Here is a 17,693-nt window from a genome sequence, read left to right as displayed (position 1 = left end):
CGCCTCCAGGCTGCCCTCCCATGGGTGAAAACACCGCCCACACGGAAAGCCGCCGCGCTGGTCCGGGTCCCTCATCCCCTCTCATGGCAGCGAGATGAGGAGGCAGTCAGGCATGGACCATCGCAGGAGCCCGTCGCGCAGGCGGTTGCTGTCCGGCATCGGGGGGCTTGGGGCCGGAGTGGTGCTGGTGGGTATGGGCGGCAACGCCTTCGGCGGACGCGCAATGCGGACGGTGGCACCGACCGACGTGGGGGCCCCGCTGCGCGACCTGCCGGAGTTCCGCAGCCGGGGCGGGCTGCTGGAGCACACGCTCACGATCGCCGCGGCCCGCCCCGTCATCGGCGGGCGGCGACTGCACCTGGACACCTACAACGGGCAGATCCCCGGCGAAGTACTGCGTATCCGCCCGGGCGAGCTTCTGCGTATCCGGCTGCGCAACCAGATGGTGACGACCGGCCTGCCGCCCAACGCGCTGCCACCGATGTGCGCCGACACGGGCCACGCGCAGGCCGCCCAGCGCCACCGCGGTCCGGACGACTGGCTGCCGCAGTGCGTCCCCGAGGCGGTCCACGGCCTCGCCGACGGCAATACCTTGGTGCAGGAGGCCATCGCGACCAACCTGCACACCCACGGCCTGCAGGTCTCCCCCTCCGGCAACGCCGACAACATCTACATCCGTATCGATCCGCTCGGCTCCCACGCCTACGCGTACACCATCCCCAAGGACCAACCGGCCGGTCTCCACTGGTACCACCCGCACTTCCACGGCTCCACCACCCACCAGGCATGGTCCGGCCTCGCCGGGCCGATCATCGTCGAGGGCGACATCGACAAGGTGCCGGAGATCGCGGACATGCGGGAGCGGACCATCGTCATCAACGCGCTGCGTGTGGACGGAAACGGGGAGAACCCCACCGCGCTGGTCCTGCCCACCGGCGGCGACGACCCGTTCACCACCGTCCCCGCCGTCCCCTCCGAGCTGCTCTTCCCGCTCAACGGGCAACTGCGGCCGGTCATCTCGATCCGGCCCGGGGAAACCCAGCGGTGGCGGGTGCTCAACGCGGCACCGCATCGCTCGATCTGGCTGCACATCGAGCACCACGCCCTGCACCAGATCGGCCAGGACGGCATCCCCTTCGGCCGCACCCGCCCCGTACAGTCGATCATGCTGGGCTCCGCGAACCGCGCCGAGTTCGTCCTGCGCGGCGGCCAGCCGGGCACGTACCGGATCTACGCCCGCAGGTACGACCAGGGCCACCCCGGCGGCGAACGCCCCACCATCGAACTGGCCACCCTGCACGTCACCGGCTCGGCCACCAGCGGCCGCATCCCCCGGCAGCTGGTGGCACCACCCCCTGTTCCCGCACTCCGGGTCGCCCGACGCCGCACCCTCACCTTCTCCGGAGACATCTCCGGCAAGGACGGCGCCGGCGTCCGCTTCCTGATCGACAACCTCCCTTTCGACCCCGACCGCATCGACCAGGAGGTCGAGGCCGGGACGGTGGAGGAATGGCGGCTCGTCAACGAGGACGTCTTCCAGCACCCCATCCACTTCCACGTCAACCCCTTCCAGGTCATCGACGTCAAGGGCATCCCCGCAGGCGACACCTCCTGGCAGACCGACCCCGCCATCTGGTGGGACACCTTCCGCCTGCCGCCCAACGGCGAGTTCACCCTCCGCACGTACTTCCGTGCGGACACGCCTGGCAAGACCGTCTTCCACTGCCACGTCCTCCCGCACGAGGACAACGGCATGATGGGCAACATCCTCATCAACCCACCCGGCATCCCCGGTCGCCCGCCCCACACCACCGGAAACCCACGATGAACCACCCCGCACGGCCCACCGGATACCCACGATGAACCGGCCCTCGTCCCCGAACCGCCCCTCCTCCCGGCCATCCATGCCGCGCCGCGCCGCCGCCCTCGCCGCCGCGCTCCTGTGTGGTGCTCACCTCGCCGGCACAGCCCAGGCCGCGCCGCCTCCACCGCCGCCGTCCTCATACAAGCCCGTGCCCCCCACCGTCGCGCGGGTCCCCGCCGACACCGGCACCCGCAACCATCCCTACCTCTTCACCCAGCAACACCGCGACAACCTGTGGTGGTGGAACGGCGCCTGGCTGCCCCAGTCCGTCCCCTCCGGCGCCCACGTCCGTATCCAGCTCCCCGGCGGCCCCGTCCAGTGGAAGCCCTACACCGGCCCCGACTGCCGCACACCTCGCGTCCCCGGACTGCGCCGCCTGTCGCCCGCCCGCGTCCAGTACCTCGGCCGCAGCCAACTACCCAACGCCGACCGCATCGACGGCTACAGCAACCTGCAGAACTTCGACTACACCGTCGACGGCACCGGCCTCGCCCGGATCTGTCTGCGCCCCGATCCCGCACCCACCCACCCCGAAGACATCGGCCTGGGCAACGGAGCCGCCGACCCGTACGTCCTCAGCCTCCTGGTCGGCGTCCCTCAGCTCGGTGTGTCCTCCCAGCGGTGACCCACGTGGCCTTCCAGCGAGGCAGAGCCCCTGACACACGGCCCAGCATGGACTCCGGGCACTCAACACTCAGAATCCGCCCCATAGTTGACCACTCGGGCCGCTGAGCTCCGGGCTGCCCTGCTCCCTTCCCGCGCTGCGCGCCACCGCATGAGCGCCCTGCCGGTTCAGCCGCCGAGACGAACCGGAGGTGCTGCGCCATCCCGTCCCCTTCCACCTCGGCATGCGCTCCGGCTCCGGCGGCGTTTCCCTGAAGTCCCTTCCCCTGTCGGTGAGGCAGCCTGCTGCCGCAGGAGTGAACCGCTGGTCGCTACGTGACACATGGGGGCCCGTCAACTGCTCTGCGCAATGACGGATGGAATGTGTTGTGGGGGTTGGGGGTTTCCGGTCCGTGGAAGAACAAGGCCCCCCACCCGATTCCGGTATGTACCCCACCGTGCCGACCGGAGGACGACGGCACGGTGCGGCCGCCGGGCGGGATGCGCCGCTCCGCCCGCCTGTGGGACACGACCGCGGCGAGGCGTCCGAGGATCCCTCCGAGCAGGCCGCCGCCGTAGCCGCCATACCCGTAACCGCCAAGGCCGTCATGGCCGTCATGGCCGTAGCCGCCATGCCCGCCATGTCCGTAGCCGCCGTGCCCGCCCGGCAGTCGTGGTGACCGTGGCCGCCGCAGGGGCGGCGGGCGCCGCCCCCGCCTCACAGGTATGCCGCCCCCGTCCCCTGCTTTCGCCAAGTGCGCCGACCAGGTGACCCATTGGTCAGAGGAATGACAAGACGTGACACACCGTGATGCAGACCGGCCGCCCGCAGCACCGGCCCCGGCTGCGCAGCGCGCGGCGGTATGGGCCCTGCGCTGTCCGGGAGGCCGCCGCCCGCCCGGCCGTCGGGACACCGAGGCGCTGGCGGCTCGTGTGGAGTCGCGTGTGCTGGAGCCCGGCACGGTGGCCTTCGCTCAGGGGCAGGTGCCCGACGGGGTGTGGATCGTACGCAGTGGAACGCTGGAGCTGGTCTCGGGCACCGGCCGACGGCGTGTGGTGGTCGGAGTGCTGTCGGCATGCGGAATCGCCGGGGACGTACCGCTGTTGCTGGGACGCCCCGCGGTGTGCACCGTGCGGACGCTGACCACCGTGCAGGCCGTCTTCCTGCCGGCCGCCGCGTTCCACACCCTGCTGGAGACCAGCCCCGCCCTGGCCCGGGGCTGGCTGACGGTACTCGCCCGCCGCCAGTCCCGGACACAAGAGACACTCGCCCAGACCCTGACAGGAGACGCCAGGAGCCGGGTGGCCCGCCTGCTGCTGCGCGAAGCACACAACGGCACCGTGCACTACGCACAGGGCACACTGGCAGCCATGCTCGGACTCCGCCGACCGACACTCAACCGCGTGCTCAAAGAATTCGAACGCGAAGGACTGCTGACGGTCGGATACCGGCACGTAGCTCTACTGGCCATGGACCGACTTCAACTCTGCGCGCAGGAAGACAACAGCTGAACCGCCCCTCACCACGGGCACGACACGCACACCGCTGTTCTGTGTCAGCGGATCGCCGTGGGGAAGCTCCGCAGCCGCGGGCTGTTGGTGACTGCGAGGACCGAGGAGAGGGGCCATGGCGGTGGCCACGATCACCGGGTGGAGCAGGCCGACCCCGGCCGACGCGACCCACGCCCCTGCCCGCCCGCCGATACGGCACCCCTGCCCGCCTGCCGATACGGTCCGGCCACGCGAGCCGGTCCACCGCCCCGTCGGCAGCGACCAGCGCGACGGAGCGACCGTCACCGATCCGCGTTCGACGACGATGACCGGAGTGACGTTCAGCCATGGCGGAGGGCGGCGAGGGCGTCCTCCACGGCCCGGTGGAAGGTGGGATAGGCGTAGATCATGTGGCGGAGCCGGTCGACGGGGACCTGGGCCTGCACCGCCACGGCGAGCCCGTAGAGGACTTCGCCGCCCGCGGGCCCGGCGGAGGTGGCACCGACGAGCACACCGCGCTCGGCGTCCTCGACCAGCTTGATCAGGCCCTCATTGCCTGCCTTGTGGATCCAGCCGCGTGCCGAGGACGGCACCTGGGCGGTGCCCGTCCGCACCCGGAGTCCCCGCTCGCGCGCCGCGTGTTCGGCCAGACCGACGGAGCCGACCTCGGGGTCGGTGAAGGTGACCCTGGACAGGGCGCGGTAGTCCGCATCCGGGCCCGGCTCACCGAGGACGGAGCGTACCGCGATCTCGGCCTGGTACACCGCCACATGCGTGAAGAACCCGTGTCCGGTCAGGTCGCCGACGCCCCACAGGCCGGCCGCGGCCCGCAGTTGCCCGTCGACGTCCAAGGCGCGGGCGTCGGGGTCGAGGCCGACGCTCTCCAGGCCGAGGCCGGCCAGGTTGGGGCGTCGCCCGGTGGCCACCAGCAGATGCTGCCCCGTCACTTCCTCGCCACCGTCCAAAGTGAGCTGGAAGGTGTCCTCCGCATGGCGCACGCCGATGACCCGCGCGCCGGTGCGTACAGTGATCCCCTCCGCACCCAGCACGTCCGAGAGCAGCGCGCCGACCTCCGGCTCCTCGGCGGGCAGCAGCCGCTCCATCGCCTCGATGACGGTCACCGCAGTGCCGAAGCGGGCGAAGACCTGTGCGAGCTCCAGGCCGACGGCGCCGCCGCCGAGCACGAGCAGCGAGGCGGGCGGCTCCTTGGCCGCCATCGCATCGCGGTTGGTCCAGTAGGGCACCTGGTCCAGGCCCGACACGGGCGGGATCTGCGGGCGGCTGCCGGTGGCGAGCACGACGCCGCGCCGGGCGATGAACACCTGGCCGTCGGCCTCGACCCGGCCGGGCCCGGCCAGCCGCGCGCATCCGCGGACGAAGCGTCCGCCCTTTCCGGTGAACCGCTCGACGGCCACCTGGTCGTTCCAGTCGTCGGTCGCCTCGTCGCGGATCCGGGCGGCGACCGGAGCGAAGTCCGGGGCGACCTGCGCCTGCCCGGCCATGCCGGGCAGGCGCCGGGCTTCGGCGAGCAGGTTTCCGGCGCGGATCATCATCTTGCTCGGGATGCAGGCCCAGTACGGGCACTCTCCGCCGACCAGTTCCGCCTCCACCCCGACAACGTCCAGCCCGGCCCCCGCCAGCCGTTCGGCTACGTGCTCGCCCCCCACGCCCATACCGATCACCACGACGTCGGTGTCCTGCGCCATGAAAGGGCCTCCAATGGGTCAGCTTGCCCCGGGATATTGATCGCTATTGATCACTTCGTACCCGGAACCTGCGGGAAGTTCCCGTACCTTCCGTCGTCTGCGCGTCTCGCCCGTCCGGGCTCTCGGCTGATCCGGGAGGCGCCCCACACCAGCGTGCCGGTCAGCAGCAGAAGCGTGAGCGGATAGAAGAGATCGCCGGGACGAATCGTGGCCGGTCGATGGAGGGGATTCCGTCCTCGCCCGGCCCGCCGGAGACCGCGGCACCGGCCAGCGCGTCCAGCGACGGCGCCTGACCGGGCTGCAGCGTCGAGCCTGCGCCCGGCGGACGATCCGAGAACGCCTGCCATGCGGCGACGCCACCGCCCGCACCCAGCACTACGACCCCACGATCACCGCTGCTCCCTTGAGGGCCTGCCGGCGGTCGGGGTGGGGACGCCGCCGACTGTTCACAGGGCACCACCTCTGACCACGCGGGAAATGAGGGTTACTGCTCCCTTGGCGCTCATGGACCCGCACATGAGGTGCCTGTTCGGTGAGCGCGCTTACAGTTCTCGGCTGCCACCCCGCCTAACGTTCGGATTGTGGTGCTGCGGATCACGCTCGGTGCCGTGGTACGGGCGATGGCAGTCGGCCGGCTCGCTTCCTTCGGACACACGCTCCGGAGTCTGGCCGAATACGGGCGGGTCGCCGCCGTCGCCGCAACCGCGCCGGTCCCGTCTGGTCCAGGCGCCCGTCGGCGTACGCCCGGGTGAGGCGCTCGACGGCGGCCTCGCGTTCGGCATGGCCGACGCGCAGCGAGGTGTGCGATGGGTCCGGTGTGTCCGACGGAAGAGGCGAGGCGGATGAGATGGTGACCTCCTCGTTCCTCAAGTACGGTGGCGTGCCTCGTCCCGGCCCCCACCGGTGTGGCCGAGAGCCACGGAGACGTCCTGAACGGCGCGGATCAACGTCTTCCGGCGCGTACGTCTCGACACCGGCGCGCGGCGGCTACGCTCCGTCCCCGGATGGCGTACGGCTGACCTGATCGTCGGGCGGGCCCGAGCCCATCAGGGCCTCACTGAACCCGCGCAGCCGCGACAGCGTCGCGGCGTCCGGGGTGTCGTGGCGGGCCAGTGCGTGCTTGATCTCCCGGTAGACGGCGACCTCCAGGCCGCAGCGGCGGCAGTCCTCGACATGCTCGGCGACCCGGCGGGCGGTGAACTCGTCGCTCTCCCCGTCGAGATAGGACTGCAGCACCCTGGCGACCTGCATGCAGTTCATCCTGCGGCTCCGGCGGCGCTGCCACAGCCAGCTGCTCACAGCACACCTCGTTTCGGTGCCAGACCGGCCGCGGTCAGCCGTGCTCGTATCCGCTTGCGTGCACGGTGCAGGCGGCTCATCACGGTCCCTTCGGGTACGTCGAGCAGGCCGGCGGCCTCCGCGTAGCTGAGACCGTCGATGTCGACCAGACGGACGACCTGCCGGTGTTTGTCGGGCAGGTCGGCGAGCGCGGCGTCGACCACCTCGTCGAAGGCCTCGCCGACCACGATCTCCTCGGGGCCGGCGTCCGGCCCCGCCGGGGTGGAGGCGAGCCGGTCGAGGTCGGTGTCGGGGTCGTCCAGGAGGTGCGGCCGCCGGCGGCGGTGCCGGTTCATCTCGGCCCGCCGCATGATCGTCAGCAGCCAGGCCCGCGGATGCTCCCCGTCGAACCGGTCGACGGCCCGGTAGGCGCGCAACAGCGTGTCCTGTACCAGGTCCTCGGCGTCGGCCACCTGCGCGGTCAGCGTCATGGCGACTCTCAGCAGTACTTCCACCTCGGGAAGCACGTACTGGGCGAACGCCTTGTCCCGCGCCCCGCGGTCTCCTGTGTCCACCGGTTTCGCCACGCTCTCTCTCACAGGTAAGGAACCCGGCGCTCGTCCGCCGCATTCCACACCCATCCATCCCCATGCCCTTGCCCGTCGGTGTACGGATGCCTGTCGGCGTACGGAATGACGCGCCTCACCGTGCGGGTTTCCGGTGCATGAGGAAGCCGTACCTGCCGCGACTGCGGGAGATCTGGGACGAGTGCCGGGAGCGGGCGCGTCATCTGCGGCTGCACGGAGATCTCGGGGCGTACGCGGACGGGGAGCTGTCCGGTAACCGCCGGGTGCGGATGGCCGCGCATCTGGCCTGCTGCTGGATCTGCAGCGGCCGTCTGGAGACGCTGCAGCTGATCAAGGCGTCGATACGGCGCAGTCCGCACCGCGCGCCGGTCTCGCTGGCCGAGGTCCGGATACGGCAGTACGCCGACCGCCTCACCCACTCGCCTCCAAGCTCCTGAGGAGCAGGGGACTCCCCTCGCCCGGCCGCTGAACGGAGGAGCCATGCCGAACCCGGTTCGCCGACCCGCTCGCCTCCGCCGGCGCCCTCCGCACGCCCGCCGCAACGGCACAGGTGGCGGTGGCGGCGCGGTGGCTTCACCGCTGTGGCCGGCGCCTGGCGGATGGTGTGGTGCTGCGCGGGCCCGGACGACTGCTGTCCCGGCGTTGCCGTGTCCTGGGGCGACCACTGACCCGTCGGGCCGTGCGGCAGGCAACGCGCCTGCGCTCACCGGCTTCCGGATGGCGGCCTACGAACGTCCACCGGATTGCGGATGGCGGTCTACCGCACCGCGGTGGTCCAAGCCGTGGCAGCCACCACCGTGGGCGCGGGCCTCATGGTGGCCGCGCCCCTCTGGCTGACAGGGCGGGACGCCTGGGTGGGCGCGGTACGGCGCCCACCCTCGGCCTATCGGCCCGCGGTCAGCAGCAGCCGGAGCCGGATTCGGACCTGGCCGCCCCGTCCTGTTCGGACGGCACGCACGGGAAGAGCCCGTGGTGCGTGCTCTTGTCGCCGGTCACGGTGAAGTGGCGCGCGTAGCGGGTGGCGGAGAGCATGTCGGCGGTGTTGCCGCACACCAGCATGGGTTTGCCGGTGTGGAAGCGGTGGTGGTTGTCGAGGTCGAAGGCGTGTGGGTGCTCGGCCAGGGTGCCGTGGTAGACGGCGACCTGGCCGTAGTCCTCGCAGCGGTCCTCCAGCGGGAGCTTGAAGGCGCGGACGGTACGGGAAGTGAAGGCCGCAAAACCGATCTTGCGCTCGATGGCCGGGTCGCCGAGCGCGAGGGGGGCGGAGGAGACCGTACGGGCGTCGGGGCAGCCGGCCCGGTCCAGGATGCGGCGGAAGTCTTCGGTGTAGAGGGCCCCGGCGAGGCACTCGCCGACCAGGACCGGGTCTTCCAGCAAGGCGGCGGGCAGCCGACGGTCGGCGAAAACGTCGGAGACGTACAGCTCCCCGCCGGGCTTCAGAACCCGGAAAACCTCGGTGAAGACGCGCGGCTTGTCCGGGGACAGGTTGAGGACGCAGTTGGAGACGACGAGGTCGACGGAGCCGTCCGCGATCCCGGCGGTGGCCAGGTCCTCGATATAGCCCTGCCGGAAGTCCACATTGGCGTATCCGAACTCGGTGGCGTGCCAGTCCAGATGACGGCGGGCCACCTCCAGCTGCCCGTCGGTCATGTCGATGCCGATGACCTTGCCGGTGGGGCCGACCAGCTGGGACAGGACGTAGGCATCGCGTCCGCTGCCGCACCCCAGGTCAAGAACGGTGGCGCCCTCCAGGGCGGGCGGGATGGGCGAACCACAGCCGTAATAGCGGTCCTTGACCTCCTCGTGCACACGGGCGAGCGCGGCGGCTATGTGGGCCGGCGGTGCCGCGTCGGTGCAGCATGCGGTGGTCTTGAGATCCGCGGTCGATGCGAGCACCTGGCCGTAGTACTCCTTGACCGTGGCCTCGACCGAGGATGTGTGGGGCGTTTCTGCGCGGGCGGGCCGGATTGCGGCTGTGTCATTCGCCATGTCTCTCCCGGGATGTTGATCTGGATGAGGGTCTTGCGCGCCGGCAGCGGCCCTCGCCGTGTGTCTCTGCATGGCGTTGGCGTGTCTCTCCATGGCGTGGTGGGCCTCTGCATGGCGTGGCACGGAAACCCGCCACGCCAAGGGCAGCATTCCCGTTCTCGGGATCAGCCATGGTCGACAGCCGGTGACCACACACGGGCTCATCGCCGGCTACCGCACGCTGCGCTGACCTCCGGCGTACGGGAGCGGACCCGTCCGGCATACGGGAGCGGCCCCGTCGCGCCGCCCACCAGCCGCCCGCGCTCAGGACCACCCGCCCGGCCGGCGCGATCCACAGCACCGGGGGAGCCCAGCTCGCGGAGCGCCCCGCCGAGACCGGTGTGGACGAACGTGCGCTCCTGTCTGATGTGCTCCTGATCCGACGTGCTCCTGTCCAGCGTGATCGGCCGGGCGTTCGGCCACGACGAGGCGCAGCGGAAGTGGTAGTCGGCGGCCGGGGCGCGCCCATCCGGCGAGGGTCCGTCTGGCGTGTTCCGTGCGGCGCGGGGTGAGGTCCGGCAGGTACAGGGCATCGCCCAGCAGGGCCGCGGCGTCGGGCGAGTCGAGGGCGAGGGTGAAGATGCGGCGCTCGTCGGAGTACACGCGGAAGCCCGCCGTCCGCAGCAGCGCGGCGAGGCCGTCACGGGCCTGCGGATTGGGCCACGGCTGGCGCATCGTCCCGAGGGCGGACATCACCCGGGCCCAGCCGAGCAGTCCGGACACCGAAAGGCCCGACTGGGCAGGCACCAGCGCCGCGAGCATCCCGCCCGGCCGCAGCACGCGCCGGATCCCGCCCAGAACTTGTGGCAGCGGAGTGAGCACGGGCAGGCACATCGCAGCACAGACGGCACCGATGGTCCCCGAGGCCACGGGCAGGGCGTCGGCGCTCGCCCTGACGAGTGGCCCGCGGCCGCGCCGGGCCGCCTCGGCGAGTTCGCCCTGCGAGAGATCGATGCCGACCCAGTCATTGCCTGGGAGGAAGTCGCGGGTGGGAGCTGATCCGCAAGCCAGGTCCAGTACGGTCCCCGGAACGGCGCGCAGGGGCCCGGCCAACCATGCGTATGGGGAGGTGTCGGCCAGTTGGAAGAGGCGTTCGGTGATGCCGGGGCGGGAGTCGTGGTAGGCGGAGAGATAGCGGCGCCAGTCCCGTTCGTCCATCGGGCCGCTCCTTCCCTACATGCGTGGGGTGTCCGCGGGTTCGGGCAGTGGCCTCCACCATCGGCCTCCACCACCCCGCTCCCGCAAGGAACCCGGCCGTTCCTTACGGCATTCCGTCCGGGACACGCCGTACGAGGGAGGAAGGCCGGATCGGCGGCTCGCCACCGAAAACCCGTGCGCAAATCTGTGCCCAGGGGGAAGGGTGAAGCGTCGTAGCGGGTTTCCTTCCCATGCCGCCGGCCACAGGCAAGTCCGTCGGCACCCATCTGAGAGCCGGAGTGAGACTGCAGCATGAGCGCATACGACCTGGTGGTCATCGGTGGTGGCAGTGCCGGGCTGACGGCGGCGCGCACCGCCGGGCGGTTCGGCGCGCGCACGTTGCTGGTCGAGCGGGACCGGCTGGGTGGTGACTGTCTGTGGACGGGGTGCGTTCCCAGTAAGGCGTTGCTCCATGTGGCGGCCGAGGTGCAGGCCGCCCGTCGCGCGGACGTGTATGGGCTCGGTGCCGCTTCGGGTCCCGCCGACCTTGCGGCGGTGATGGAGCAGGTGAGGCGGGCGATTGCGGCGATCGAGCCGCATGACTCGGCTGAGGCGCTGCGTCCGTTCGGTGTGGAGGTGGTGTACGGGCCGGCTGTCTTCACCGGGCCGCGCACCCTGACCGTCGGCGAGCGGGAGGTCTCTTTCCGGTATGCGGTGATCGCGACGGGTTCGTCTCCGGTGCTGGTGCCGGTTGCGGGACTGGCCGAGGCGAATCCGCTGACCAGCGACACGGTGTGGGAGCTGGCCGGGCTGCCCGAGCGGCTGATGGTGCTGGGGGGTGGGCCGACCGGCTGCGAGCTGGGCCAGGCGTTCGCCCGTCTGGGCTCGAAGGTGACGCTTGTGGAGGTCTTGGACCGGCTGCTGCCGCGGGAGGAACCTCGTGCTTCGCAGCTGATGCGGGAGCGGTTGGAGGCGGAAGGTGTCACCGTACTGACCGGCTACCGCGTTGAGAAGGTCGCCGATGGTGCGGTGTACGGGGTGGGTGCCCCGGTGGTGTATGACCGGCTGTTGGCGGTCACCGGGCGCCGGGCCAACACCGCCGGGCTCGGCCTGGAAGGGGCCGGGGTGCGGCTGGGCGAGCAGGGGCAGGTCATGACGGACGGGCGGCTGCGCAGCAGCAACCGGCGGATCTACGCGGCCGGGGACGTCACCGGCCGCTCGGCCTTCACGCACCTGGGTGGGGTGCAGGGGGGTGCGGCGGCCGTGGATGCGCTGCTGGGGGTGCGGCGGGCCATCGACTACGAGGCGGTGCCGTGGGTGACGTTCACCGATCCCGAGGTCGCCCGTGTCGGGCTCACCGCCGACGAGGCGCGCAGCAGGTACGGGGACGTGGTGCGGGTGCGCACGGTGGAGCATGACCGGGTGGACCGGGCGGTCGCAGACGGCCGTACCGAGGGCTTCACCGCCCTGGTCCTGGGCCCGCGGGGCCGGATCGTGGGTGCCACGGTCGTCTCGCCGCGGGCCGGGGAGACCATCGCCCATCTGGCGGCCGCGGTACGGCTGGGCTGGACGGCCTCGCACTACGCCAAGACCGTGCACCCGTATCCGACATACGCGGACGGGCCCTGGCACGCCGCGCTCAGCGACGTCTACGCCCGGCTCTTCAAGAACCAGTGGGCCACCGGCGCGCTGCTGGGCCTGCGCAGGAAGGTGGCGCGATGATCCTCCGGCTCGTTCCCGGTGTATTGCTCAGCGCGATGGCGGCCGGACAGGCCGCGTCCTTCGGCGCGATGGGGGACATCCTCGGCGCGTACGAGGTGACCGGTGGCGCGGCCTCGGTCACCGTGGCCGTGGTGCTGTATGCCTGGCTGCTGCGCAGGACCAGCCGTCGGGCCCCGCTTCTACCGACCCGGTACTCGACCGCATAGCCGCCGCACCAAGAGAGCAGGAATCAAGCTGATGGGACTCGTGGCGACACTGCGCGCTGTTGAGCGTGCCACCCGCCCCTACGATCCGGAGTTCGCCGAGGCCATGGCACGCCGCTGGGCACAACTGCCCGGGACGGCCAAAACCCCGGGACAGATCATCGGCCGGCACGGCGTGGGCTGCGAAGGCACCCATGGCGTCTTTCCCAAGTGCAACCTGAAGTGCACCCCCTGCTACCACTCCCGCGACGCCAACCAGGTCCGCGTCGACGGCCCGCACACCCGCGAACAGGTCGCCGCTCAGATGGGGTTGCTGCGCCGGCTGCGCGGGCCGCGGGCGCACACTCAGCTGATCGGCGGCGAGGTCAGCCTGCTGCCGCCCGACGACCACGCCGCCACCCTGCAGATCATGCGCGAGCACGGCCGCGAACCGATGAGCTTCACCCACGGCGACTTCGACTACGCCTACCTGCAGCAGCTCGCCCTCGGCCCCGACGGCAAGCCCCGCTTCGGACGGCTCTCCTTCGCCGCGCACTTCGACAAGTTCATGTACGGGCGGCGCGGCATCGAACGCCCGCCCAACGAGAAGGCCCTCAACCCTTACCGGCGGCGCTTCACCGCCATGTTCACCCGCCTCAAGCGGGAGCACGGGGTGCGGTACTTCCTGGCCCACAACATGACCGTCACCCCCGGCAACCTCGACGAGATCGCCGACGTCATCCGCGACAACCGCGATACAGGTTTTGGCATGTTCTCCTTCCAGCCCGCCGCGTTCCTGGGCGACGAACGCCGCTGGAAGGAGGAATACCGCGCCGCGACCCCGGACGCGGTGTGGGCGCAGATCGAGCGCGGCGCCGGCACCCGCCTCGACCACCACGTGTTCCACAACGGCGATGTGCGCTGCAACCGCACCGCCTACGGCTTCTACACCGGCGACCGCTGGTTCCCGTTCCTCGACGGCGACGACCCCCGCGATCTCGCCGTCCGCGACGCCTTCTTCCGCCACCTGGGCAAGGTGAACTTCACCGGCACCCCGCCCGTCCTGCTCGCCGCCAGACTGATCCGTATCATCGCCCGGCACCCCGCCACCCTCGCCATCGCCCTGGGCTGGCTGGCCCGCACGGCCGGCCGCGTCGGCCTCACACGGCTGCTCGTCAACCGCTTCCGGATACGGCCGGTGACGTTCGTCATGCACCTGTTCATGGACGCCGAAACCGTCGCCCCGGCCTGGGAACTGACCAAGCGCGGCGAGACGAGCCAGGACCCGAAGCTGCGCGAGACGCAAGAACGACTGGCCGCCTGCCAGTACTCCATGGCCCACCCGCACAACGGCACCCTGGTACCCGCCTGCGTCCAGCACTCCGTCCTCGACCCCGCCGAGAACGCACAGCTGCGCACCCAGCTCCCCCTCGTCGACACCCGCACCACCAAAAACCCCAACAACCCCGCCAACCCCGCCAACTGTCCCGCCTCCCAACCCGCCTCCCAACCCGCCTCCCGCCCCGTCCCCAAGGAGAAGAAGTAGTCCTGCGTATCGGCGTCATCACCGGATCGGGCAGCTATGACCGGCCCCACAGGGAAAGCGGGGCCCCACAAACCGTCACCACCGCCTACGGCCAGGTCACGGTCACCGAGGGCCGCCTCAAAGGGGACGCCGACGTCCTGCGTGACGACCCGATCCTGCCGCCGCGTATCGCTGCCCTGCTGAACCCGTTGGAGACGGCATGAAGGTGTCGATCGTCGTACCCGTTGTGAATGAGGCGGACGCGATCCAGCCCGCGCTGAGCCGTCTCTGCCGCGACTTCCCCGACTGCGAACTCGTCGTCGTCGACGGCGGATCCACCGACGGCACCGTCGAACTCGCCGCTCCGCGCGCCACCGTGGTGCGCAGCGAGCGGGGACGGGCGCGGCAGATGAACGAGGGTGCCCGCCGCTGCACCGGCGACGTGCTCTGGTTCATCCACGCCGACACACGGATCGCCCCTGCCGCCCTCGCCCAGATCCGCACCGCCCTCGCCGACCCGGAGGTGGTCGGCGGAGGCCTCACCCTGCGCTTCGACCTCCGCAGCCCCGCCCTCGACTACCTCGCGTACGCCTCCAACGCACGCGCCCGCCGCTTGCACCACATCTTCGGCGACCAGGCCATGTTCATCCGGCGCACCGTCTTCGACGAGCTCGGCGGCTTCCCGGACCTGGCCATCATGGAGGACCTCGAGATGTCCCGCCGCCTGCACCGGCGCGGGCTCCTCGCCGTCCTGCCCGCCACTTCCACGGCCTCCGCGCGTCGGCTGGTCCGGCACGGCACGTGGCGCATGATCGTCTTCATGCAGTATCTGAAACTGCTGTACTTCGCGGGAGTCGACCCCGAGGTGATCCGCGCCCGCTATGCCACTGGGCCCCGGCTCGTACGGCCGGGTCCGCGGCTCGTACGGCGCGGAAAACACGGACAAGTCAGCGGCGACGCCGGGTTTCCAGCCCATGACTGACGAACTCGCCGACGCCATCCGCAGATCGGCCCTCGCGGGCCGCTCGGCATCGCCAACTCCGCACACCCGAACCCGGCTTCTTCATCTCGGCGCCAAGTCCTACGGCCGCCTGGACACCTTCCTCCTGCGCACCGGATACGAACAGGTCGACGTGGTGATGGGGACTATCCCGACGTATCCATAGGGGTGTTGCGTATCGGGTGAGTGGCGACCCGGTCCCAAATCCCTTACCGGTCCGTACATAAGCGCCATCACATACCGTGCCCGGGCCCGCCCCTAGCGTCGAGGCCAACAGTCCCCGAGCAGAAGGGCCACAGCCATGGCCACCACTCACGCTTCGCCGCGACACAGCACGCTGACCGCGCTCCCCGCTCACGCCATGTTCGGCGCGGTGGGCGGTCTTGTCGGCGGCGCCGGATTCGGCATCATGATGCAGCTCTGGGGCATGATGCCGATGGTCGCCATGCTGGTGGGCAGCAAGTCAACCGGTGTGGCCTGGGTCGTCCATCTGGCGATCTCCGCGTTCATCGGTATCACCTTCGCCCTGCTCGCCGGTCACCATGCCGCGAAGATGATGCCCGCCGCCGCCATGGGCCTGACCTACGGCGCCGTCTGGTGGGTCCTCGGCGCCCTGGTGCTGATGCCCGCCAAGCTCGGCATGCCGCTCTTCAACGTGGGTGAGATGGCCTGGAAGAGCCTCGCCGGACACCTCACCTTCGGCCTGCTTCTGGGCCTTGCCCACTCCTGCGTGCACAGCGTGATGCACCGCGATCAGCCCAGGTCGTGACAGGCCCCTCCCACGTCACTCTCCCGAGCGCCGGCCTCGAACAGCGCCTGTCCGACAGCGTCTTTCTCATCCCGCGCACCCCGCCGGCCCACACCACCGGTGTGGGCCGGCCGCCCACCTTCCGGACCGGTGTGCACCGGCCGCCCGCCGTCCAGCCGACTTCGCCGGACAACCGAGCGACTCACGCTCCCGGCGCCCGCCCCTCTCCCCCCTCCGGTGCGCCGCCCCGCAGCAGGGACTCCCCGAATCCGCGCAGCCGCGCCACCGCGTCCTCGTCCGGCCGTTCCCGACGGGCCAGTGCCTCCTTGATCTCGCGATAGGTACGCGCCTGCAGACCGCAGCGGCGGCAGTCCTCCAGGTGCGCCGCCACCCTCCGCGCGGTGACCTCGTCACTCTCGCCGTCCAGATACGCCTGCAGGACGCGGGCCACCTGCATACAGTTCATCCGGCGCTGTGCCGGATCCCGCCGTCGCAGCCACGCACTCATCGTCCACCTCGCCCCGGCACCAGACCGGCCGCCGCCAGCCGCCCCTTGATCCGCTTTCGCGCCCGGTGCAACCTGCCCGTCACAGTGCCCACCGGCACGCCCAGCAGCACAGCCGCCTCCGCGTACGACAGCCCGTCCACGTCGACCAGGCGCACCACCTGCCGGTGCCCGGCCGGCAGGCCCGCGCACGCGACCCCCACCATCTCGTCCCACGTCTCACCCGCCGCCGGTGCTTCCGGCGGCTCGGCGGGAGGCGTTCGCGTCGGCCGGTCCAGGCGGACGCGAGGGGGCCTCGGCGTGTGCGGCCTGCGTCGCCGGCACCGGTCGTCCTCGGCCTGCCGCATGAGCGTCAGCAGCCAGACCCGCGGACGCACCTCGTCGTACCGGTCCACCGCCCGGTACGCCCGCTCCAATGTGTCCCGCACCAGGCCCTCGGCATCGGCCACGTCTTCGGTCAGTGTCACGGCCACCCGCAGCAACACCTCCACCTCGGGCAGCACATACTCGGCGAAGACCTTCTCACGCCCCGGTCCGTCCTGAGGCAAGGGCTCTTCCACCTGAGGCAATGGCTCTTCCACCTGAGGCAATGGCTCTTCCACGCTTCGCCACCCTACCGGCCGCGACGCTCCCGCCGGAGGGGAAGACTGCACAGGCCCCACCGGGTTCCCTGACCGTACCGACCGTTACGCCACACCCCACGCACCACCACCTGAGGGGAGACCGGAGCCATGATGCGAGCGATCTGGAACGGTGTCGTGATCGCCGAGACCCCGCGCACCAAACGCGTCGAGGGCAACCACTACTTCCCGCCCGAGTCCCTCGAGCGCGAGTACTTCACCGACAGTCCCAGCAAGTCGCTGTGTCCGTGGAAGGGCGTCGCCCGCTACTACACACTCACCGTCAACGGCGAGATGAACCCCAACGCCGCCTGGTACTACCCGCACCCCAGCCCTTTCGCCCGCCGCATCAAGAACCACGTGGCGTTCTGGAACGGCGTCACCGTCGAAGGCACACGTGAGAAGAAGTAGCCGCCGGCCCGCCCCGCTGACACGCGTCCGCCACCCTCATCGGCGTCGGCCGCCCGGCCCGCGACGCGGCCCGCGAGTGACCACGGACAGCGCCACGCCTGCACGGAAGTTCTGCGCGGAGACCGAGACCACACCGTCCACAATTCGGCACAGTCGCTCGATGACCGGGATCAGGCTCTTGGCCTCGACGGATCCGCCCAGCGTGACCTGTCCTTCGCGGACCTCGACGGTCCCCCCGGAAGGAGCCGGGCCCAGGGGCTGGTCCAGCTGGGCGAGCCTTCTCCCT

20 protein-coding genes and 1 pseudogene are annotated in these 17,693 nt (G+C 70.9%); 12 read left to right on the top strand and 9 right to left on the bottom strand.

Annotation, left to right across the window (positions count from 1 at the left end; all coding sequences use genetic code 11):
* The first annotated feature begins 112 nt into the window (after nucleotides 1-112).
* The 4 genes from K9S39_RS38860 to K9S39_RS38845 all read left to right on the top strand — a co-directional run bounded on the left by K9S39_RS38860 (nucleotide 113) and on the right by K9S39_RS38845 (nucleotide 3,979).
* On the top strand, nucleotides 113-1,828 hold the full coding sequence (locus tag K9S39_RS38860) for a multicopper oxidase family protein (RefSeq protein ID WP_248867992.1): 1,716 nt from the start codon (nucleotides 113-115) through the stop codon (nucleotides 1,826-1,828).
* A 31-nt stretch (nucleotides 1,829-1,859) separates the two neighbouring features.
* Nucleotides 1,860-2,489 carry a hypothetical protein gene (locus K9S39_RS38855; protein WP_248867991.1) on the top strand — a complete coding sequence of 210 codons (630 nt, stop codon included), beginning with the start codon at nucleotides 1,860-1,862 and terminating at the stop codon, nucleotides 2,487-2,489.
* Between the two features lie 424 nt (nucleotides 2,490-2,913).
* On the top strand, nucleotides 2,914-3,147 hold the full coding sequence (locus K9S39_RS38850; RefSeq protein ID WP_248867990.1) for a hypothetical protein: 234 nt from the start codon (nucleotides 2,914-2,916) through the stop codon (nucleotides 3,145-3,147).
* Between the two features lie 118 nt (nucleotides 3,148-3,265).
* Nucleotides 3,266-3,979 carry a Crp/Fnr family transcriptional regulator gene (locus K9S39_RS38845; protein ID WP_248867989.1) on the top strand — a complete coding sequence of 238 codons (714 nt, stop codon included), beginning with the start codon at nucleotides 3,266-3,268 and terminating at the stop codon, nucleotides 3,977-3,979.
* Nucleotides 3,980-4,299: 320 nt separating this feature from the next.
* On the opposite strand, the gene K9S39_RS38840 is transcribed toward K9S39_RS38845, so the two are convergent.
* The 4 genes from K9S39_RS38840 to K9S39_RS38830 all read right to left on the bottom strand — a co-directional run bounded on the left by K9S39_RS38840 (nucleotide 4,300) and on the right by K9S39_RS38830 (nucleotide 7,517).
* On the bottom strand, nucleotides 4,300-5,664 hold the full coding sequence (locus K9S39_RS38840; RefSeq protein WP_248867988.1) for a dihydrolipoyl dehydrogenase family protein: 1,365 nt from the start codon (nucleotides 5,662-5,664) through the stop codon (nucleotides 4,300-4,302).
* A gap of 594 nt (nucleotides 5,665-6,258) precedes the next feature.
* Nucleotides 6,259-6,534 (bottom strand): DUF1707 SHOCT-like domain-containing protein, encoded by a 276-nt coding sequence (locus K9S39_RS43215; protein WP_406708091.1) that lies wholly within the window; start codon nucleotides 6,532-6,534, stop codon nucleotides 6,259-6,261.
* A 117-nt stretch (nucleotides 6,535-6,651) separates the two neighbouring features.
* Nucleotides 6,652-6,963 carry an anti-sigma factor family protein gene (locus K9S39_RS38835; RefSeq protein ID WP_248867987.1) on the bottom strand — a complete coding sequence of 104 codons (312 nt, stop codon included), beginning with the start codon at nucleotides 6,961-6,963 and terminating at the stop codon, nucleotides 6,652-6,654.
* Nucleotides 6,960-7,517, bottom strand: coding sequence for an RNA polymerase sigma factor (locus K9S39_RS38830; protein WP_248867986.1), 558 nt, complete (start codon nucleotides 7,515-7,517; stop codon nucleotides 6,960-6,962). Before K9S39_RS38830 ends, K9S39_RS38835 begins: the two co-directional genes overlap by 4 nt.
* A 149-nt stretch (nucleotides 7,518-7,666) precedes the next feature.
* Here K9S39_RS38830 and K9S39_RS38825 point away from each other — a divergent pair, with 149 nt between their 5' ends.
* Nucleotides 7,667-7,966, top strand: a complete 300-nt coding sequence (locus tag K9S39_RS38825; protein WP_248867985.1) for an anti-sigma factor family protein — start codon at nucleotides 7,667-7,669, stop codon at nucleotides 7,964-7,966.
* A gap of 460 nt (nucleotides 7,967-8,426) precedes the next feature.
* On the opposite strand, the gene K9S39_RS38820 is transcribed toward K9S39_RS38825, so the two are convergent.
* Together K9S39_RS38820 and K9S39_RS38815 are read right to left on the bottom strand one after the other, a co-directional pair.
* On the bottom strand, nucleotides 8,427-9,518 hold the full coding sequence (locus K9S39_RS38820) for a methyltransferase domain-containing protein (RefSeq protein WP_248867984.1): 1,092 nt from the start codon (nucleotides 9,516-9,518) through the stop codon (nucleotides 8,427-8,429).
* Nucleotides 9,519-9,821: 303 nt separating this feature from the next.
* A complete protein-coding gene (locus K9S39_RS38815; RefSeq protein WP_248867983.1) occupies nucleotides 9,822-10,715 on the bottom strand; it encodes a class I SAM-dependent methyltransferase in 894 nt (297 codons plus the stop codon).
* 291 nt (nucleotides 10,716-11,006) lie between these two features.
* On the opposite strand from K9S39_RS38815, the gene K9S39_RS38810 reads away from it, so the two are divergent.
* The 6 genes from K9S39_RS38810 (at nucleotide 11,007) to K9S39_RS38785 (ending at nucleotide 15,892) form a co-directional block, all read left to right on the top strand.
* Complete coding sequence (locus K9S39_RS38810; RefSeq protein WP_248867982.1) at nucleotides 11,007-12,416, top strand: dihydrolipoyl dehydrogenase family protein; 1,410 nt, start codon at nucleotides 11,007-11,009, stop codon at nucleotides 12,414-12,416.
* Nucleotides 12,413-12,622 carry a hypothetical protein gene (locus K9S39_RS38805; protein ID WP_248867981.1) on the top strand — a complete coding sequence of 70 codons (210 nt, stop codon included), beginning with the start codon at nucleotides 12,413-12,415 and terminating at the stop codon, nucleotides 12,620-12,622. The genes K9S39_RS38810 and K9S39_RS38805 overlap by 4 nt, the downstream gene beginning before the upstream one ends.
* 31 nt (nucleotides 12,623-12,653) lie before the next feature.
* Nucleotides 12,654-14,144, top strand: coding sequence for a radical SAM domain-containing protein (locus K9S39_RS38800; protein ID WP_248867980.1), 1,491 nt, complete (start codon nucleotides 12,654-12,656; stop codon nucleotides 14,142-14,144).
* Between the two features lie 199 nt (nucleotides 14,145-14,343).
* Entirely contained in the window at nucleotides 14,344-15,105 is a 762-nt protein-coding gene (locus K9S39_RS38795) for a TIGR04283 family arsenosugar biosynthesis glycosyltransferase (protein ID WP_248867979.1), read from the top strand.
* Nucleotides 15,098-15,289, top strand: a complete 192-nt coding sequence (locus tag K9S39_RS38790; protein WP_248867978.1) for a hypothetical protein — start codon at nucleotides 15,098-15,100, stop codon at nucleotides 15,287-15,289. The genes K9S39_RS38795 and K9S39_RS38790 overlap by 8 nt, the downstream gene beginning before the upstream one ends.
* Before the next feature lie 135 nt (nucleotides 15,290-15,424).
* Nucleotides 15,425-15,892 (top strand): hypothetical protein, encoded by a 468-nt coding sequence (locus K9S39_RS38785; RefSeq protein ID WP_248867977.1) that lies wholly within the window; start codon nucleotides 15,425-15,427, stop codon nucleotides 15,890-15,892.
* A gap of 181 nt (nucleotides 15,893-16,073) precedes the next feature.
* On the opposite strand, the gene K9S39_RS38780 is transcribed toward K9S39_RS38785, so the two are convergent.
* Together K9S39_RS38780 and K9S39_RS38775 are read right to left on the bottom strand one after the other, a co-directional pair.
* Entirely contained in the window at nucleotides 16,074-16,379 is a 306-nt protein-coding gene (locus K9S39_RS38780; RefSeq protein WP_248867976.1) for an anti-sigma factor family protein, read from the bottom strand.
* A complete protein-coding gene (locus tag K9S39_RS38775; protein WP_248867975.1) occupies nucleotides 16,376-16,924 on the bottom strand; it encodes an RNA polymerase sigma factor in 549 nt (182 codons plus the stop codon). The genes K9S39_RS38780 and K9S39_RS38775 overlap by 4 nt, the downstream gene beginning before the upstream one ends.
* A 183-nt stretch (nucleotides 16,925-17,107) precedes the next feature.
* Here K9S39_RS38775 and K9S39_RS38770 point away from each other — a divergent pair, with 183 nt between their 5' ends.
* The gene (locus K9S39_RS38770; protein WP_248867974.1) at nucleotides 17,108-17,407 is read left to right on the top strand and encodes a DUF427 domain-containing protein; all 300 of its coding nucleotides are present in this window, start codon (nucleotides 17,108-17,110) and stop codon (nucleotides 17,405-17,407) included.
* 36 nt (nucleotides 17,408-17,443) lie between these two features.
* Here K9S39_RS38770 and K9S39_RS38765 read toward each other — a convergent pair.
* Nucleotides 17,444-17,662: pseudogene (locus K9S39_RS38765) on the bottom strand (BON domain-containing protein); the annotation flags it as partial.
* Between the last annotated feature and the right edge of the window lie 31 nt (nucleotides 17,663-17,693).

This window comes from Streptomyces halobius, assembly GCF_023277745.1.
Lineage (GTDB): Bacteria > Actinomycetota > Actinomycetes > Streptomycetales > Streptomycetaceae > Streptomyces > Streptomyces halobius.
This window is presented reverse-complemented; position numbering and strand designations above follow the sequence as displayed.

Excerpts from the sequence above, each read along its gene's own strand:
- K9S39_RS38860 (WP_248867992.1), top strand. The coding sequence starts at position 113 with ATGGACCATCGCAGGAGCCCGTCGCGCAGGCGGTTGCTGTCCGGCATC.
- K9S39_RS38855 (WP_248867991.1), top strand. The coding sequence starts at position 1,860 with ATGAACCGGCCCTCGTCCCCGAACCGCCCCTCCTCCCGGCCATCCATG.
- K9S39_RS38850 (WP_248867990.1), top strand. The coding sequence starts at position 2,914 with ATGTACCCCACCGTGCCGACCGGAGGACGACGGCACGGTGCGGCCGCC.
- K9S39_RS38840 (WP_248867988.1), bottom strand. The coding sequence starts at position 5,664 with ATGGCGCAGGACACCGACGTCGTGGTGATCGGTATGGGCGTGGGGGGC.
- K9S39_RS38825 (WP_248867985.1), top strand. The coding sequence starts at position 7,667 with ATGAGGAAGCCGTACCTGCCGCGACTGCGGGAGATCTGGGACGAGTGC.
- K9S39_RS38820 (WP_248867984.1), bottom strand. The coding sequence starts at position 9,518 with ATGGCGAATGACACAGCCGCAATCCGGCCCGCCCGCGCAGAAACGCCC.
- K9S39_RS38815 (WP_248867983.1), bottom strand. The coding sequence starts at position 10,715 with ATGGACGAACGGGACTGGCGCCGCTATCTCTCCGCCTACCACGACTCC.
- K9S39_RS38810 (WP_248867982.1), top strand. The coding sequence starts at position 11,007 with ATGAGCGCATACGACCTGGTGGTCATCGGTGGTGGCAGTGCCGGGCTG.
- K9S39_RS38805 (WP_248867981.1), top strand. The coding sequence starts at position 12,413 with ATGATCCTCCGGCTCGTTCCCGGTGTATTGCTCAGCGCGATGGCGGCC.
- K9S39_RS38800 (WP_248867980.1), top strand. The coding sequence starts at position 12,654 with ATGGGACTCGTGGCGACACTGCGCGCTGTTGAGCGTGCCACCCGCCCC.
- K9S39_RS38795 (WP_248867979.1), top strand. The coding sequence starts at position 14,344 with ATGAAGGTGTCGATCGTCGTACCCGTTGTGAATGAGGCGGACGCGATC.
- K9S39_RS38790 (WP_248867978.1), top strand. The coding sequence starts at position 15,098 with ATGACTGACGAACTCGCCGACGCCATCCGCAGATCGGCCCTCGCGGGC.
- K9S39_RS38785 (WP_248867977.1), top strand. The coding sequence starts at position 15,425 with ATGGCCACCACTCACGCTTCGCCGCGACACAGCACGCTGACCGCGCTC.
- K9S39_RS38780 (WP_248867976.1), bottom strand. The coding sequence starts at position 16,379 with ATGAGTGCGTGGCTGCGACGGCGGGATCCGGCACAGCGCCGGATGAAC.
- K9S39_RS38770 (WP_248867974.1), top strand. The coding sequence starts at position 17,108 with ATGATGCGAGCGATCTGGAACGGTGTCGTGATCGCCGAGACCCCGCGC.